The following is a 16,574-nucleotide window of genomic DNA, read 5'->3' as shown; positions in this document are numbered from 1 at the left end:
AAATAAATTTTTTACAAGAATGCAAAAATGCAAAAGGTTAGAGTTATGAGGTTGGCGCAGATTCTCTTTTTTACCTGTTTATTTGGGCTTGCCCCTTGTTTTGGCGTGCAGGCTCAAAAGGTGGAGATTCTCACAGGTGCGGATAAAAACGAGGTTTTGCTTTACTTTGATACACCTTACACTTTCACACCGCGCACGACTTCGCAAGATGAGTATAAGGGCTTGATTTTTGACAAAGCAAGTGCTATGCGTCAAAACAAACGCATAAGTGGCTCATTTCTTAGCGAAGTGCAGGTTTTTAACATTACTGAATCTTTGTATATTTTAGGCGTTGGGAATCCAAAGGAAATGGAAATGGAAGTAAGCGCCTCAAAGGATTTGCAGACCTATAAAATTGTGTTTAAAAAAATCACACCCCCACCAACGCAACTTGAAATGCTAATGAATAGGACGTTTCAAACTTCACCTGCGCAAAGCTCGCAAGAAAGTGATATTAGCGCGCAAATGCTCAATCTTCCAAAACCACCAAATTTTGTGCAAAACGAGCCAAAAGAAATAAATTTGCAGAATCCAAAAAACAAGGGGCAAGGTGCGCTAGATTCTCAAAATGTGCAGAATCCACAAGCAAATTCACAGGTACAAAATCGCGTGCAACAAAACGTGATGGAAGAAAATACGGCACAAGAAAGCATAATAGATGTGCAAACTACCCAAGCCATGCAAGATTTTCAAAACATGGTTGGAAACAATGTGCTAGAGCTAGAAACTTGGCGCTATGTGGCTGTGATTGGTGTGATGGTAATTTTATTGTTGGTATTATTGTGGGTGAAGGGTTTTTTGAAGCCAAAAGAGCGTAACTTCGCCTCGCTACTCGCGCAAAATAGTGCCTTTGCGACAAAAGGAATAAATCTTAAGGTGAGTTTGCAAAAAAGAATAGATTCTAAAAATAGTCTTGTTGTCATCGAAGCGGGCAATTATCGCTATTTGGTGCTTATGGGTGAGCACGGAAATACCTTGCTTGAGCGCTACAATGCAAACACTGCAAGCGAAGATGTCAGTATTCAAAATAACCTAATCATCGAGGATTCGCAGTTTGCAAAACTCCTAGAGCAAAAAGAGCAACGTCTCAAACACCTGCAAAATGACCAGAGAATCTAATCCAAATAAGCGCCTATCTCTTAGCCTGCTTTTTTCGTTTTTGTTGCATAGCACGATAATCGCGGTGCTTGTGATTGTATATTTTTGGAAAAGTGAAAATTTGCGCTTTAAAAGTGGCACGGGGCAGAATCCGCAAAAAATTAAAATTTCTGGTTTTCTTAAAGACGCGCCAAATACGCATACAAATCTTGCGCGTGCACCACAAGGTGCGCCAATACCGCCAACAATGCAAAGCCAAACCTCAAACAAAAGCAATCCACAAAAAAATACCCAAAAAGATTCTAAAGATATTCAAAATAAAAGAGAAATGAACCATTTGCAAAATTCAAACAAAGATTCTAAGGATTCTGAAAATATGTCAGATTCCCAAAGCGCACAAGATTCTAAAAGCGCACAAAATGCCCAAAATGTGCCAAACTCTCTCAATCTACAATCCCTAAGCCTTAACTCTCAAAGTGGTGTGCAGGCTAAAGAGCCAGCGCCACTCTCGCGCATTCTCTCTCAATATAGTAATGTGGATACTATCACTAAGCGCGATGTGATAGAGCTCTATGGCGAGGAATTTGGCGATTATGGCGTGGTGGAACGCGATTTCATCATCAATAACCTGCGCGATATTGGGCGCATTACCGCGCGCTATCTCACATACCCAAAGGACGCTATTAGGCTCGGACAGCAGGGTATGAATATCGTGGAATTTTATCTGCACCCAAATGGCGATATTTCCGAGCTTAAACTTCTCAAAAGCTCGGGTTATGTGATTTTGGATAGAAATTCTGAACGCACGATTGAAATCGCCTACAAAGACTATCCGCGCCCACTTAGCAAGACGCTTATTAGAATCCGCGTGAGTATGGAGCTGTTTTATTACTAGTGGAATTTTTTTGCTATAATGCGCGTTTTTTGCGGATTTTGGCAATATTTAAGATATTTTTAAGAAAGGGCTTAAGGCGATGAAAAAAGAATTTGTTGTGGCGGTTGTCGGTGCGAGCGGGGCTGTGGGAGAGGAGATTCTCAAAATTTTAGAAGAGCAGAATTTCCCTGTTAAAAATCTTATCCCGCTTGCAAGTGCGCGCAGTGCGGGGGAGAGTGTGAGTTTTAAGGGCAAGCAATATACGATTTTAGAAACCACAGATTCTGTTTTTGCGACACATAGCGTGGAAATCGCCTTTTTTTCTGCTGGTGGAAGCGTGAGCGAGCGTTTTGTCCCAAGTGCGGTAAAAGCCGGTGCGCTTGTGATTGATAATACAAGCTTTTTTCGTATGCAAGAAAATATCCCACTTGTCGTGCCTGAAGTCAATCCCGCTGATATCGCACTTGCCAAAAAATGTGGCATTGTGGCAAATCCAAACTGCTCAACAATCCAAATGGTGCAAGTCCTAGCCCCACTGCACAAGGCTTTTGGCATTACGCGCGTAGATGTTAGCACTTATCAAGCCGTCTCTGGCGCGGGAAAAAGTGGTATGGAAGAGCTTGTAACGCAAATGCAGAGATTCTTTGCCTTTGATTTAGAATCTTGCGAGCCAAAGGCGTTTGCGCACAGAATCGCGCTTAATGTAATCCCGCATATTGATATTTTTTTAGACAACGATTACACTAAAGAAGAGATGAAAATGATAAATGAGACAAACAAGATTATGCACTCAAACTTCGAGTTAAGCGCTACTTGCGTGCGTGTGCCTGTTTTGCGTAGTCATAGCGAGGCGATTAGCATTAGGTTTAAACAAGAAGTGAGCGCAGAATCTGCGCGCGAGATTCTCAAAAATGCGCCAAATATCGTGCTTTTTGACAACCCACAAGCAAAAGAATATCCAATGCCACTCATTGCCACAGATACCGATGAAACTTATGTGGGGCGCATTCGCGTGGATAATTTTGACAAAAAGATTCTGCATCTTTGGTGTGTGGCGGACCAAATCCGCGTAGGTGCTGCGACAAATGCCGTGAGAATCGCCCAAGAGTGGGTAAAGCAAAATGCTTAAACAAAAATTAATGAAGGACAAAGAATGATTTTTATCGATGCGTGTTTTAAAAAGCCAACGCCATATACGCCAATTTGGCTTATGCGTCAAGCAGGTAGGTATCTAAGCGAGTATAAAGAGGTGCGTAAGAGAGCGGGGAGTTTTTTGGATTTGTGTCAAAATGTCGCGCTTGCAACGGAGGTAACATTGCAACCGGTGGATATTTTGGGTGTTGATGCGGCGATTTTATTTAGCGATATTTTAGTCGTGCCTTATGAAATGGGCTTGGAGCTTGAATTTGTAAGCGGGGAGGGACCAAAATTTGGGCGCACGATAGAATCCGCACACGATGTGGAAAGCCTCAAAGTCGGTGCGTATAAGAACCTCTCTTATGTCTATGATACGATAAGCTCTGTGCGTCAAAAGCTCGCAAAAGACAAGGCACTTATTGGCTTTTGTGGTGCGCCTTGGACGCTTGCGACTTATATGATAGAGGGGCAGGGGAGCAAAACTTATGCAAAAAGCAAGAAAATGCTTTATAGCAATCCCGCGCTTTTGCATTCGTTGCTAGCAAAGATTAGCGAGGAGCTCAAGGGTTATTTGAGCGCGCAGATAGAAGCCGGTGCAAATGCTGTGCAAATCTTTGATAGCTGGGCTAGCGCGTTAGAGAAAGAGGCGTATTTGGAGTTTAGCTGGCACTACATTAAGGACATTGCAAAATATCTCAAAAATAAATATCCGCATATCCCTGTGATGTGCTTCCCAAAGGGAATTGCGGGATTTTTAGATTCCATAGATGGGGAGTTTGATGTTTTTGGTGTGGATTGGAGCACACCGCTAGAGTTAGCTAAAGCAAAGCTAGGCGCAAAGTATGTGTTGCAGGGGAATTTAGAGCCAGCAAGGCTGTATGACAAAGCGCAAATGGAGCAGGGCGTGGATTACATTATCAAAATAATGGGAAAAAATGGCGGACATATTTTCAACCTCGGACACGGTATGATTCCAGACCTTCCGTGTCAAAATGTTATCGAGCTTGTTAAAATGGTGCGTGAGCGTACAAAGCGTTAGAGGGATTTTCGGAGTTTGCAGTTTTATCCCCCCCCCCTTGTCAATCCCTCTCTTTTTGGATAGAATCCCAACCTTTTGTTTTTGCGTTTCAATCTTTGCACTTTGCTAGATTCTGAAGTTTTTTAGAATCTAGAGATTTTAAGCAATCTAACATCTTAAAAAAGGAATTGCAATGCCTCCTAAAATTAGCGTGATTATCCCTGTGTTTAATGAAGAGCGCACGATTTTGCAAGTGATTGATGAAATCTTAACAATCCTGCCTCAAGCGCATATCGCAGTTTTTGATAACAACTCAACAGACAATTCAAAAAATCTCGTGCTAGAAAAAATCAAGTCCTTAAGCATAGAATCGGCCCCAGAACAACCAAAAAACGCCGAGTATGCACGCGAGGCGGAGACTAGCGGAATTCACTTCCGCGAAGGTGATAGCATTAAGGGAATAGAGGCGGAGCCGAAGTGGGATTCACTCCCACAAGGCGATACAATTAATGGGATAGATTCCCAAACATACTTCCAAGCTAGCACTATTGATTTTGCTATGAGGGGGGGGGGCAAACAGCTTAAAGGCAGAATCTAACCAATCCAATTCCACCCAATCTCAATCCTCATCCAATCAACCCCAAGAATCCACCCAATCCCTAGAATCTCATCATTTCCAAGAATCCACCCACTCTCACGCTACTTCCCCCAAACTCTCCCTTTTTACCACCACCACACAGGGCAAAGGTGCGGTGATAGCTGATGCGTTTGCCTTGCTAGATTCTGATATTTATGTGATGATAGATGGGGACACACAGCACAACACAAGCATCTTGCCTCGCGCAATAGCACAACTTCATTCAAACCAACTCGATATGCTAAATATCGCCCGCAGCAAACACGATAGCGTGCATAGAATCGGTCACAGCTTTGGCAATAAACTTCTAAGTGCCACAGCAGCCCTCTTTTTTGGTAAGCAGTTTGATGATATGCTTAGCGGATACAGAATCTTTTCTCGCGCTTTTGTTAAAAGCTTCCCAGCCCAAAGTAAGGGCTTTGAAATAGAAACAGAGCTAAGTGTCTTTGCCTTGCAGCAGAATTTGCGCGTAGATGAGATAGAAACCTCGTATAAGCCACGTCCAGAAGGGAGCTTTTCTAAACTTCACACTTTCAGAGATGGCTTTAAAATCCTTTTTATGATTTTCCAACTTCTTTTTACTGAACGTCCTTTGTTTGTGTTTGGAACTTTAAGTGCGTTGTGCTTTGTGCTTTCATTTTTTGTTGGTGTTGATATTTATTTGGAGTTTTTAGAGACAAGCGCAGTGGCTAGGTATCCTACGCTCTTTGTGTGCGTTGGAGTGGGGGTTATTGGTGTCGTGCTAGGCGTGGCTGGAATGCTCGCGCATTTGATTGTTAAAGGCATTAGAGAATCTCGCAGAATAGCATATCTTCATCACAAGAAAATAGACTAAGCAAAGAGAGAAGCTAAAGATGGGTAAGAATATGCTAAGCAAAATCATCTCAAATAAGCTTGTGCGCTTTTTTCTCTTAGGTGGGATTCTAAGCCTTTGTGAATGGGGCGGCTTTTATGTGCTGACTTATTTTTTAGGCGTGCATTATGTTGTAAGCTCAATTGTGATGTTTGTGCTGCTTTCTATGCAAGGTATGGTGGTGTATAGAAAGTATGTCTTTGGGGCAAATTGCTTATGCTCAAAAAATGAAATCCTTGCTACTTACATAATCAACACCATAGGGCTTTGTCTCAATACCGCGCTTTTATGGATTCTTGTTGAGTTTTTTTCTATGCAAGCTTTGGGTGCAAAAGTCATTGCGTCATTTTTCGTGGCATTCTTTGGATTCTTTGCAAGAAAGAGATTTGTGTATAGGGAGTAAAGAATGATGAAAAGAAATGGAACTAAACAAAGGAGTAAATAAATGAATGCAACCACTAAGATGAATGTTTTAAAGGGAATTGGTGTGAGGGTGAAGGAGTTTTTTAAGAAAGATAGAGAATCTGGCTCTTGTGCGCAAGCATCACTTACTAAAAAAGACAAAGGCTTTTTAGCTTTTAGCTTGGTGCTTTTGGGTGCGCTGTTTGCGTTTCAATTTTGGCTTGGATTTCCGGGGTATCACGTGATTGGAGATACTTATAATTCTATTGCATTGGTAAAAAATGACGCGCACCCTGTGTTTATTGCTTATGTGATGGAGTTTTTATACAAATGCTTTGGAAGGCATTTATATTATTTGTTTCTTTTTAATCTTGTGCCTTTGTATGTGGGTTTAGGATTCTTAGTGTGTGGATTGTATATCCATTTTAGGAGTAAATTTGCATTTTTAGCACTTTTTCCACTTTTTATTGGGAATATTTATTTTCAAAATTTCATTCAATATCATAGCTTTGCCCTGCCTATGATGCTTTTGTGTGCGTATAGTGTGCTGTTGTTTTTAGTGCTTGTGCCTTTGTGTAGGGTTTGGCGTGTGGTGCTGTGGGTACTTGTGGGGATTTTGTTATTTTTTGCTATTCTTTGGCGTCATAATGCGATTTTTAGCGTATATCCAGCGTTTTTTGTGATTTGTTATTTATTGTTGCGCAGATTAGAGGGAAAAAAATTTGTTTATTGGTATATAGTCTCGTTATTTATTAGTGCTGTGTTGTGTCTTGGCATTGTGGTTGGTGTGCCAAAAATGCTTGTGGTTAATAAAGCATACCCTGCAAACCATATGGTATTGCATAAAATTGCCGGCTCTTGCGTGCCTGCTAATGATTCTAGTTGTTTTAGAAAAGAATGGTATGCGGAGGGCAAAACTTGGGAGAATGTTAAAGAAGTGTTTTATAACTACCCACTTAACGCAGACCCGATGAATGTCTTTTGGGCGTATGATGATGTGCGTCCATTTAAGCCAAATGTAAAACTTAAAGGACTTAATAGGGAATTTTTCAAAGCAGCATTAAAGCATCCGAATAATTTTTTAAGATTAGAGGGTGATTTTATCAAAGCGATGTGGATACAGAATCCGGGATGGATATTTAACTCTCAGCAAATGCAAGGAAAGCCATCGCACCCTTGGCATATGAGCGTTGTCTCCCCTTTTCCAGAAAATGAACGTAGCGTGAGCTTTAGTCCCTTGCGTGAAAAAATCTATACATTTTTATTTGAGCATAGATTTACGCTCAATCACATTGTAGGTGTTGTGACAAATGCTGTGGTGATGATTCTAAGCTTTGTGCTTTTGTGTGTTAAGAAAGAGAGGCTTGGAAATGCGCTAGCTTGGCTTTGTGACAAGATTGCAAAAATCCTAAGACGTGGTAATAAAGAATATATTTTTAGAGAATCTAAGGAGTTAAGAGTCTTGATTCTCTTTGCTTTTAGCGTTGGATTTGCAGGATTTTTTAGCGCATTTTTTATCGCGGCATTTTCAACGGTTCCTGAAACGCGTTATATGTCGCCGGTGACTGCTTTAGGTGTGGTTGCGTTTATAGGGTTTGTAATAAGTATTTGTGAATATGTGAGATGTGAAAAAAGGGGAGAGGAATAGAATCTAAGGATTCTAAAACAACATTACAGAATCTTAGAATTCAATCAACCAAACCGCGTTGAATATGCGCGCGAAGCGGAGCTGAAGCGGGATTCACTCCCGCGAAGGCGATATAATTTTAAGGAATAGAATCTAAGGATTCTAAAACAACATTACAGAATCTTAGAATTCAATCAACCAAACCGCGTTGAATATGCGCGCGAAGCGGAGCTGAAGCGGGATTCACTCCCGCGAAGGCGATATAATTTTAAGGAATAGAATCTAAGGATTCTAAAACAACATTACAGAATCTTAGAATTCAATCAACCAAACCGCGTTGAATATGCGCGCGAAGCGGAGCTGAAGCGGGATTCACTCCCGCGAAGGCGATATAATTTTAAGGAATAGAATCTAAGGATTCTAAAACAACATTACAGAATCTTAGAATTCAATCAACCAAACCGCGTTGAATATGCGCGCGAAGCGGAGCTGAAGCGGGATTCACTCCCGCGAAGGCGATATAATTTTAAGGAATAGAATCTAAGGATTCTAAAACAACATTACAGAATCTTAGAATTCAATCAACCAAACCGCGTTGAATATGCGCGCGAAGCGGAGCTGAAGCGGGATTCACTCCCGCGAAGGCGATATAATTTTAAGGAATAGAATCTAAGGATTCTAAAACAACATTACAGAATCTTAGAATTCAATCAACCAAACCGCGTTGAATATGCGCGCGAAGCGGAGCTGAAGCGGGATTCACTCCCGCGAAGGCGATATAATTTTAAGGAATAGAGCTAAGGATTCTAAAACAGAATTTATTCAAAATCCCCAAACCATTTTGCCACTTCGCTACGGATAGTTTGGCGGAGTTGGATTCCAGCAATCATATTATTTTCAAGCGCCTTTTTAAGCAAGCTCAATGCGCCATTACGGAATCTGCTAAGATAAGGGTGATCAATCTGCGCCCAATCGCCCAAAAACACAATCCGACTTCCCTCGCCCACGCGCGTGCCGATAAGTTTGATGGTCGCATTTGAGGCGTTTTGCACTTCATCAAAAATAATAAACTTATTTGAAAGCGTAATCCCACGCGCGTGGGCTATGTCAATCACCTCGATTTTATGTTTTTGCAAAAAATACTCTGTTGCCTCCATTTTTTCAATGGTTTTGACCTCGCCACGATATTCGATTTTTTTCGCCAAAGAAGTTTGCTGAAGTTTGTCAATCATAAAATTTATCGCGCTAAAAAGTGGATACATAAAATAGCTCAATTTCTGTGTCTCATCACCTTTGCGGAATCCCAGCTCGGCTTCCTTGTCTGTGGCTGTGATGGTGTTGCGTAGATAGATGATTCCTTCCACCGCGCCACTTTTTAAAAGGCTAATGCCCGCTTGCAGAGCAATGAGCGTCTTTCCGCTTCCTGTGGCGCCAGTGGCAATGGTAAGAAAATTTTTAGGGTGCAAAAGTAGAGCATAGAGCATCTTTTGCTCTAAATTCGCAGGCAAAATGTAGGGCTTATGCGCTTCAAGTAAAGCATCGATATCGCATGGCTCGCATTTTCCTTCAACCTTGAGCGCGAAAAACTTGCGCCCTGTGTAATAGAGCGCGTTGTCGGTATTATCCATCTCATCAATTTCGCACAAACTCCAATCGCTAAGCTTCTGAAACACCGCATTTTTGCTAAGCGTGCTTAGGTCTTGTTCTTTGTGCAGTTCAAAGCGATGCCAAAAATCGATTTGTTCTGGATTTTCGACACGATTGCGAAAGAGTGATTGCGCGCTGATATTTTGCGCAAGGGCGCGGATTTTGAGCGAAATATCATTTGTCAAAAGCGTAAGCTTGTATTCTTTGGCGATTTCTATGATTTTTGAGTCATTGTGGCTACGCTCGGTGACTGAGGCTTTGTAGTGTGGGCGATAAATGAGCGTTAAAGGCACACTAAGATTTTCACTTTTAAAAACCACTTCACTAATAAAATCAGAATCTTGTGCGCGCAAAAGCTTTGCGGATTCTGTTTTTAGCTTAGATTCACTAAGCGTGTGGATATTGCGGAAAAACTCGCGCACAAAATAGCCCATTTCATTTTGCAACTCTTTTTTGCTATCAAGCTCATCGATGATTGTGTCGGTAAGAAAAAGCCTGTTTTGTCCATTTTGGTAAAGATAGATGATATTTTGCACATCATCTAAAATGATAGAAGTGTCTAAAAGGTAGGATTTGGCGTTTAATTTACTATTCAATTACTAGCCCCAAGTAGAATTTGGCGCAGATTGTAGCAGTTTTGGATAAATTCGCCAACAATCAAATTTTTTTAAAGGATAGGAAATGGCAGCATTTCGCGGAGACGCAGTGAAATTATTTGGAAGCAGTTTGAAAGTAGGCGATAGCGCGCCAAGCGTGCAGCTCGTGGGTAAAGATCTTAGCGCAGTGCAGGTAGGTGGCGCGCAGGGCATTTATCAAATCATTAATGTCGTACCAAGCCTAGATACAGGCGTTTGTGCGGTGCAAGCAAGGACTTTTAACCAAAAAGCAGCAAGCTTGCCAAATGCAAAAGTATTTGTGGTGTCAGTTGATTTGCCTTTCGCACAGGGGCGCTTTTGCAGCACTGAGGGAATCGAAAATCTTATCGTAGCAAGTGATTTTGTAGAAAAGGAGTTCGGAAAAAAATATGGGCTTTTGCTAGAATCTTCTCCGCTTAGAGGTGTGCTAACACGCGCGGTGATTGTGGTAGATCCACAAGGCAAGGTTGTGCATCAAGAGATTTGTGATGAAATCACAAACGAGCCGAACTACGACAACGCGCTTAACGCGGTAAGGTAGGTTGCTGTGGCAAATACCTTAAAGCTAGATTCTTTAGAATCTATTGTAGAATTTTTAGATTCCAATCCTGCTGGGTTTTTGGCGACTTTAGGCACTTGTGGGAATCCACGAGTGCGCCCCGTGCAAAGTGCCTTGCTTTATAATGGGAAAATCTATTTTGCAACTTCTACGAAAAAAAATCTCTACAAACATATTCAAAACCACGCTAATATCGAGTATTGCTCGTGCAATAATGAGGGCGTGTTTTTGCGCTTAAGGGCTCAAGCGCGCATTAGCCAAGATAAAGATGCTAAAAAAGCGATGTTTGAAAAATATCCGCTTGTGGCTCAAATCTATGGAAGTGCCGATAGTGAGGAGTTTGCGGTGTTTTACTTGCAAAATATTAGTGCGCAGATTCAGGATATGCAAAACAATACAGCGCAATTTAAGGAATAATAGAATCTAAAAACACCATTCAAGGCGAGAGAATCTTAGAATCTCATCAGCCAAAACGCGTTGAGTATGCACGCGTAGCGGAGCTGAAGCGGGATTTATTTCCGCGTAAGCGATACATTTTAAGGAATAGAAGCGGAGCTTGTCAGGGGCTTTGCTCTTGTAAGTGATACATTTAATGGAATAGAATCTTATTTTTGTGGCTCAAAAAGTGGCAAATGTGCAATTTCTTTCTCTCTTGCTATGTGGAAAAGGAAAGTAAGCTTAGCATTAATATCGCGTGATTGTCGTGCAAGATGACGCGTGCAGTAAGATTCTAGGCTGTGTGTAGCAATGAGTGAGAGTTCTTCTTTGAAATGATTTTTTATGAAGAAAAGATTTGTCCCGCTAGAATCTGCCCCTACAAAAACATAGCCTTTTTTCTCGCCAAGCTGGATTAGCGCGCGAATACTCGCACCGAAATAAAGCCCACTAAAATGCGCGTTAAAGCGATTGAAATCAGCGCGATAAGGCACACTTACACATTTTTGTGCTCCAAAAATAGCATTATATTCCACCACCACAATCGCAGGTTTGATACATCTAATTGCCTCCCACACATAGTAATCATTCCCATCAATATCAATGCTTAAAAGCGCAACATTTTCTAAATCGCGCGACTTGAGGTAGGATTTGATAATCTCATTAATATTTTCTTTTGTGATAAAAGCGCATTGTGCTTCTAAATCGTGCCTCCAATAAAGCTCATCGCGTTTGATAGATTCTATATTTTCGCTACTTCCATCAAGCACCAAGCCTTGAAAATTGCGGTTTTTCAATAAAAAACGTGTGTTGGATTCTGTGTAGTTTTCCACACCAAATTCAATAAATGCCTTTGGATATGCGCTTAAATCAAGAAGTTGGATTAAAAAATCGATAATTCCATCTTCGCCATTTTGACTAAAGATGCGAAATTCTGCAGATTCTATAAAAAATGGCGCAAGATTATAACTATTGCCCCCCCCCCTTGTTGGCATTTAGCACAGCTTGAGATTTTGTAGATTTGAGAGCGTGGGCGATTTGTGTATTTTGCAAACTTAGAACCTTGCCTTGAGCCATAAGTATTTGCTCCAAACGTTGTAGATTCTCTGACAAAAAGAAATTTTTTAGCTTTGCAAGCATTTTTTTAAATTGTTTTTTCATAGGTTCTCCTTATGTTGTGGGTTAATTTTGTCTTCGTTTTGGCGTTGCGGTGAGTTTGACATAAACTGCAAGCCCAATGAGCAGCGCGGATACACCAAGCAACAAATACACCGCGTATATAATCTCTTCTGGCAATTGCAAGGTAAATTTAAACACCAGCATAAGTGCTTCAATTGCAAGCGCGATGATGACTGAACCAAGGAAGCGAATCATAGTGCGATTGACAAGCCCGCTGTTTTCGTGGATATTGCGCCCAAGCACCTCTTCTTCAAAAATCGTCTTCACCAAGTCTAAAATCGCAAGCGCGAGTGTGAGTAGAATTGTCGAGCGGAAAATATTTTCCGTCTTAAAATCGCGGAAATGCTCTACCGAATCCCAAAAACTCATAAAACCTTTTATCATCAATAGTAATGCAATAAGCCCAAGCATAGTGGAAATCATAAAATACATTATCGTACTGAGGTGTGAAAAAGTATTGAAAAGTGGCGTGGTAGCGGTGATTTTGAGTGCGTCGCTTAGGCGCACATCGATACAGATGACATACTGCAATTTGTGCTTGTGGTCATAAATGGGATAAGATGCCGTTACGATGAGCTTGCCACTATGCATAGTCGGGTAGGGGTTGGTTACGATACAGCGCTCCTCCTCTATGGCTTCATAAAAATACGCCCTATCAGCATAATTTTCATTAAGCTTGGAATGCACGCAACTCAAGTTTGTTTTGGAAGCAATGTAGCTTAGTTGATTGCCCTTAGAATCTAGCACATAAATTAACTCAAAATCCTTGATTTCATCTTTGATTTTCTCCACACCTTTAAGAATCTGCTCTAGGTTTATTTGTGGCGTTTCGTGGATATTTTGCTCGAAAAGATAAGTCATATATGCGCGCAGTTCGTAGCGCACCTTTGAATAGGCTAAAATGTCCTTTGAAAGCATAGATTCTCCTTAAATTTGGGCTTGCATAGCTTGTGCGCGCTTTTGTCGCAAATGAATATACAAATGCAATACATCAAGACTTGCTGGCGTTATCCCGCTTATGCGACTGGCTTCAAAAAGCGATTTTGGATTAAATTTTTTTAGCTTTTCAATTACTTCTAAACTTAATCCCGGAATCCCATCAAAGCTAAAATCTTGCGGGATTTCCACACTGAGCATTTGCTCCATATTTTGCAAAGAATCTGCTTGCTTGCTAATGTAGCTTGCGTATTTGGATTCTATGCGCACTTGCTCTAATGCCCTTTCGCTTAGAGAATCTAGCTCCAAACCAAACGCTTTGCATAGCGCGCATAGCGCGTCATTGCTAAATTCATTAATACTTAGCGTTTGTAAAAGTGTGGTTTTATCATTAATGGCTTTTAAATGTAGGGATTCTAAAAGCTCCTTGTTTGGCTTGTTTGGCGTGATTGAGGTTTGCGCGAGAAATTCAAGCACACGTGCAATATCTTTTTTATCCTTATTTATCGCTTCAAACTCCGCTTCACTCACAAGTGCGCACTCATAGCCATAGCCACCAAGGCGCAAATACGCATTATCCTCGCGCAAAAGTAGGCGATATTCCGCACGCGAGGTAAAAACCCTATAGGGCTCATTTGTGCCTTTAGTCACTAAATCATCAATCATCACACCAATATAGCCCTCATTGCGGCGCAAGATTAAAGGCGCTCTGTTTTGGAGTTTTTTTACCGCGTTAATCCCTGCCATAAGCCCAAGTGCGGCGGCTTCTTCATATCCTGTTGTGCCATTGATTTGCCCTGCGAGGAAAAGATTCTCACATTTTTTGCACTCTAGCGTGTGCCATAACTGCGTGGGTTGCACGAAATCATACTCTATGGCATAGCCATAGCGCGTAATGCGCGCGTTTTCCAAGCCCTTAATGCTGTGTATCATCTCCTCTTGCACTTCCGTTGGGAGCGAGGTTGAAAGCCCATTAATGTAGTATTCCACACAATCGCGCGTTTGTGGCTCTAAGAAAAGCTGATGGCGCGTTTTATCCGCAAAGCGATTGACTTTATCTTCAATGCTTGGACAATAGCGCGGTCCCACACCTTGAATCTGTCCTGTAAAAAGTGGCGCGCGGTGGAAATTTGCACGGATAATTTTATGCGTTTTTTCATTAGTATAAGTCACAAAACACGGAATCTGCTTGGGGTTAAAATCCTTTGTGCGTGCGCTAAAATGTGGTGGGTTGCTGTCTCCGTGGTGGGCTTCTAAATCGCTAAAATCAATACTGCGTCCATCAATCCTAGCACATGTGCCGGTTTTTAACCTGCCTACTTCAAGTCCAAGCGCGTGGAAAGAATGCGCTAAATCTTCCGCGCTTAATTCCCCAAAACGTCCGTTTTTAAGCTGTTTTTCACCAATGTGAATAAGCCCTCGCAAAAATGTGCCGGTAGTGAGAATCACGCATTTTGCGTAGTAGCTCTTGCCGAGATTGCTTTTGACACCTATGACTTTTGGGCGTGGATTCTCATCTGTGGTTGTGATTAAATCCGTGATGAGCTCTTGAGAAAGACTAAGGTTTGGGGTGTTAAGTGCGATTTTTTTTGCGATAATGGGGTAAATATCCATATCAATTTGCGCTCTTGTGCCACGCACAGCAGGACCTTTTGAAGCATTGAGCGTGCGAAATTGCAAACCGCATTCATCTGTGATTTGCCCCATCACACCGCCAAGTGCGTCAATTTCTTTCACTAAATGTCCTTTGCCAAGTCCGCCAACGGCTGGATTGCAGCTTGCAAGCGCGAGATTTTGAAGTAAAATTGTGAAAAGATGCGTTTTTGCGCCCATTTTCGCAGCCGCGCACGCAGCTTCAAGCCCTGCGTGCCCACCACCTACGACAATCACATCAAAATGCTCGTCCATTTTGCTACCTTTACTATCCATTTTGTTACCTTGTAGAGCTTAAAATTTTTGGGGATTTTAAGAAGCGCGCATTTTAGCCTTTAACTTTAAATTTTCAAAGATTTTATTTAAGTTTGCTTCATTATAATGATCGTCTTAAGTTAGATTATCGTAGGAAGGTTTATGGCATTTGTAATATTTTCTCTTGTAATGCTTGGGATTTTTACACGCCCATTTGGTATGCCAATTTGGCTTACTAGCACACTTGGCGCGCTTTTTAGTCTAGCTTTAGGAAGTGTGAGCTTAAGTGATGTTTTCTTTGTGTGGGGAATGGTTTGGAATAGCTCTTTAGCACTCATTGGGCTTATCATTTTTGCACTCGCACTTGAGAAACTTGGCTTTTTTGAAGTCTTAGCGCATTTTATGTTAAAACTCTCTACACATAAACAGAGTTTGCAAATGTGGAAATTCTATTTGCTTATGGGCTTACTTGCAAGTCTTTTAGCAACTTTTTTTGCAAACGATGGCGCGATTTTAATCCTAACGCCACTTGTTATCGCGCTTTTAGCACATCTTAAAAATGTGAAATTCTCACGCAATCCATTGATTATTTTTTTGCTATTTATAGGATTTATGAGTGATTTTGCTTCGAATGTATTTACTTTTTCAAATCTTACAAACATCATCACCGCAGATTTTTTTGGGATTAAATTTGTAGATTTTATGCTTTTTATGGCACTTCCACAACTCTTTAGCATTCTAGCTTGCATTGTGCTATTTTGGATTCTATTTATGCGCAAACTCCCAAAAACTTTGGAGTTTAATCTCAACACTAGCCACTTACCAAAGCCTAGTATCACGTTTTTTTGTGCAAGTTTGATAGTGGTGTTGCTTGTTGGTGTTATTAGCGGGGAAGAGTTTGGAATCCCACTTAGCGTTTTTACGCTTGTGGTAGCAAGTTTAAGCGTAATTTGTGGAATCTCAACGCAAAAGCTTAAATTTTCTGCCATTCTAAAAGAAGCTCCTTTGAGTATTGTTGTCTTTAGCTTGGGGTTGTTTGTTGTGGTTTTTGGGCTAAAAAATATAGGCTTAGTGGAGTTTTTGCAAAATGGCTTAAGGCATTTTGATACATTTTCACCATTTTTTGGAATCTTTAGCGTAGGTATTGCTTCAAGTCTTGGAGCAAGTGTAATTAATAATCTGCCAATGGTAATGCTTGGAGATTTGGCACTTTTAGATTCTGCCAGAGAGCTAATTTTTGCGCATTTACTAGGTTGCAATATCGGTGCAAAGCTCACTCCCATAGGCTCTCTAGCGACATTGCTATGGCTTGCAAGTTTGAAGCGATATGGAATCTCTATTAGCTTTTTGCAATATGTATTTGTCTCTTTGCTCATCACGCCTTTTGTGTTATGTGGTGCGCTTTTGGGATTGCATATTTACACTCTTATGTGAGACTTGTGCTTTTGCTCCGCACATTGTGTGGGTAAATTCTCGCTTTTGGAGTTGTAATTTTTAGCATTACCTTTATGCTAAATGCACACTAAAGCATAGCTTGTAGCTTGAAGTTTATAGACTTAAGTTAATTTTTGTTAGAATCTTGTTCTATTA

At 41.1% G+C, this 16,574-nt stretch carries 16 protein-coding genes; 11 read left to right on the top strand and 5 right to left on the bottom strand.

The features are described from left to right. The first annotated feature begins 27 nt into the window (after positions 1–27). The 8 genes from A3217_RS05155 (at position 28) to A3217_RS05120 (ending at position 7,706) form a co-directional block, all read left to right on the top strand. Positions 28–1,158: a hypothetical protein gene (locus tag A3217_RS05155; RefSeq protein ID WP_156471863.1), complete on the top strand. Its 1,131-nt coding sequence runs from the start codon at positions 28–30 to the stop codon at positions 1,156–1,158. Continuing rightward, complete coding sequence (locus A3217_RS05150; protein ID WP_066388670.1) at positions 1,142–2,032, top strand: energy transducer TonB; 891 nt, start codon at positions 1,142–1,144, stop codon at positions 2,030–2,032. Before A3217_RS05155 ends, A3217_RS05150 begins: the two co-directional genes overlap by 17 nt. Before the next feature lie 79 nt (positions 2,033–2,111). Continuing rightward, positions 2,112–3,140, top strand: a complete 1,029-nt coding sequence (locus A3217_RS05145; protein ID WP_066388669.1) for an aspartate-semialdehyde dehydrogenase — start codon at positions 2,112–2,114, stop codon at positions 3,138–3,140. A 24-nt stretch (positions 3,141–3,164) separates the two neighbouring features. Further along, a complete protein-coding gene (hemE, locus tag A3217_RS05140; RefSeq protein ID WP_066388667.1) occupies positions 3,165–4,187 on the top strand; it encodes a uroporphyrinogen decarboxylase in 1,023 nt (340 codons plus the stop codon). Positions 4,188–4,359: 172 nt separating this feature from the next. Continuing rightward, the gene (locus tag A3217_RS05135; RefSeq protein WP_066388415.1) at positions 4,360–4,764 is read left to right on the top strand and encodes a glycosyltransferase family 2 protein; all 405 of its coding nucleotides are present in this window, start codon (positions 4,360–4,362) and stop codon (positions 4,762–4,764) included. Between the two features lie 154 nt (positions 4,765–4,918). Next, positions 4,919–5,638: a glycosyltransferase family protein gene (locus A3217_RS05130; protein ID WP_066388412.1), complete on the top strand. Its 720-nt coding sequence runs from the start codon at positions 4,919–4,921 to the stop codon at positions 5,636–5,638. Between the two features lie 19 nt (positions 5,639–5,657). Further along, on the top strand, positions 5,658–6,059 hold the full coding sequence (locus A3217_RS05125) for a GtrA family protein (protein WP_066388411.1): 402 nt from the start codon (positions 5,658–5,660) through the stop codon (positions 6,057–6,059). Between the two features lie 42 nt (positions 6,060–6,101). Beyond that, positions 6,102–7,706, top strand: coding sequence for a hypothetical protein (locus A3217_RS05120; RefSeq protein ID WP_066388665.1), 1,605 nt, complete (start codon positions 6,102–6,104; stop codon positions 7,704–7,706). 797 nt (positions 7,707–8,503) lie between these two features. Here the strand turns inward: A3217_RS05120 and A3217_RS05115 are convergent. Then, complete coding sequence (locus A3217_RS05115) at positions 8,504–9,928, bottom strand: PhoH family protein (protein ID WP_066388663.1); 1,425 nt, start codon at positions 9,926–9,928, stop codon at positions 8,504–8,506. A gap of 85 nt (positions 9,929–10,013) precedes the next feature. Between A3217_RS05115 and tpx the strand changes: the two genes are divergently transcribed. Next, on the top strand, positions 10,014–10,508 hold the full coding sequence (gene tpx / locus A3217_RS05110) for a thiol peroxidase (protein ID WP_066388661.1): 495 nt from the start codon (positions 10,014–10,016) through the stop codon (positions 10,506–10,508). Between the two features lie 6 nt (positions 10,509–10,514). Beyond that, positions 10,515–10,943, top strand: coding sequence for a pyridoxamine 5'-phosphate oxidase family protein (locus tag A3217_RS05105; protein ID WP_066388658.1), 429 nt, complete (start codon positions 10,515–10,517; stop codon positions 10,941–10,943). Between the two features lie 188 nt (positions 10,944–11,131). Here the strand turns inward: A3217_RS05105 and A3217_RS05100 are convergent, their stop codons facing one another. From A3217_RS05100 to mnmG, 4 genes are read right to left on the bottom strand one after another with little or no spacing between them, the layout of a single operon-like run. Further along, positions 11,132–11,956 (bottom strand): hypothetical protein, encoded by an 825-nt coding sequence (locus tag A3217_RS05100; RefSeq protein ID WP_066388657.1) that lies wholly within the window; start codon positions 11,954–11,956, stop codon positions 11,132–11,134. Then, complete coding sequence (locus A3217_RS05095; RefSeq protein WP_066388656.1) at positions 11,931–12,122, bottom strand: hypothetical protein; 192 nt, start codon at positions 12,120–12,122, stop codon at positions 11,931–11,933. The genes A3217_RS05100 and A3217_RS05095 overlap by 26 nt, the downstream gene beginning before the upstream one ends. Positions 12,123–12,143: 21 nt before the next feature. After that, a complete protein-coding gene (locus A3217_RS05090; protein WP_066388655.1) occupies positions 12,144–13,058 on the bottom strand; it encodes a PDC sensor domain-containing protein in 915 nt (304 codons plus the stop codon). Between the two features lie 9 nt (positions 13,059–13,067). Then, positions 13,068–14,984 (bottom strand): tRNA uridine-5-carboxymethylaminomethyl(34) synthesis enzyme MnmG, encoded by a 1,917-nt coding sequence (gene mnmG / locus A3217_RS05085; RefSeq protein ID WP_066389738.1) that lies wholly within the window; start codon positions 14,982–14,984, stop codon positions 13,068–13,070. A 162-nt stretch (positions 14,985–15,146) separates the two neighbouring features. Here mnmG and A3217_RS05080 point away from each other — a divergent pair, with 162 nt between their 5' ends. Continuing rightward, positions 15,147–16,418: an ArsB/NhaD family transporter gene (locus A3217_RS05080; RefSeq protein WP_066388654.1), complete on the top strand. Its 1,272-nt coding sequence runs from the start codon at positions 15,147–15,149 to the stop codon at positions 16,416–16,418. Positions 16,419–16,574: the final 156 nt, after the last annotated feature.

The organism is Helicobacter himalayensis, from assembly GCF_001602095.1.
Classification (GTDB): Bacteria; Campylobacterota; Campylobacteria; order Campylobacterales; family Helicobacteraceae; genus Helicobacter_F; species Helicobacter_F himalayensis.
Note: the sequence above shows the minus strand (reverse complement) of the source record. Positions and strands in the feature narration are given on the sequence as shown.

What these genes read in the sequence shown, in the direction of transcription:
- A3217_RS05155 (WP_156471863.1), top strand. Translation starts at nt 28, where the DNA reads ATGCAAAAGGTTAGAGTTATGAGGTTGGCGCAGATTCTCTTTTTTACC.
- A3217_RS05150 (WP_066388670.1), top strand. Translation starts at nt 1,142, where the DNA reads ATGACCAGAGAATCTAATCCAAATAAGCGCCTATCTCTTAGCCTGCTT.
- A3217_RS05145 (WP_066388669.1), top strand. Translation starts at nt 2,112, where the DNA reads ATGAAAAAAGAATTTGTTGTGGCGGTTGTCGGTGCGAGCGGGGCTGTG.
- hemE (WP_066388667.1), top strand. Translation starts at nt 3,165, where the DNA reads ATGATTTTTATCGATGCGTGTTTTAAAAAGCCAACGCCATATACGCCA.
- A3217_RS05135 (WP_066388415.1), top strand. Translation starts at nt 4,360, where the DNA reads ATGCCTCCTAAAATTAGCGTGATTATCCCTGTGTTTAATGAAGAGCGC.
- A3217_RS05125 (WP_066388411.1), top strand. Translation starts at nt 5,658, where the DNA reads ATGGGTAAGAATATGCTAAGCAAAATCATCTCAAATAAGCTTGTGCGC.
- A3217_RS05120 (WP_066388665.1), top strand. Translation starts at nt 6,102, where the DNA reads ATGAATGCAACCACTAAGATGAATGTTTTAAAGGGAATTGGTGTGAGG.
- tpx (WP_066388661.1), top strand. Translation starts at nt 10,014, where the DNA reads ATGGCAGCATTTCGCGGAGACGCAGTGAAATTATTTGGAAGCAGTTTG.
- A3217_RS05100 (WP_066388657.1), bottom strand. Translation starts at nt 11,956, where the DNA reads ATGCCAACAAGGGGGGGGGGCAATAGTTATAATCTTGCGCCATTTTTT.
- A3217_RS05095 (WP_066388656.1), bottom strand. Translation starts at nt 12,122, where the DNA reads ATGAAAAAACAATTTAAAAAAATGCTTGCAAAGCTAAAAAATTTCTTT.
- A3217_RS05090 (WP_066388655.1), bottom strand. Translation starts at nt 13,058, where the DNA reads ATGCTTTCAAAGGACATTTTAGCCTATTCAAAGGTGCGCTACGAACTG.
- mnmG (WP_066389738.1), bottom strand. Translation starts at nt 14,984, where the DNA reads ATGGACGAGCATTTTGATGTGATTGTCGTAGGTGGTGGGCACGCAGGG.
- A3217_RS05080 (WP_066388654.1), top strand. Translation starts at nt 15,147, where the DNA reads ATGGCATTTGTAATATTTTCTCTTGTAATGCTTGGGATTTTTACACGC.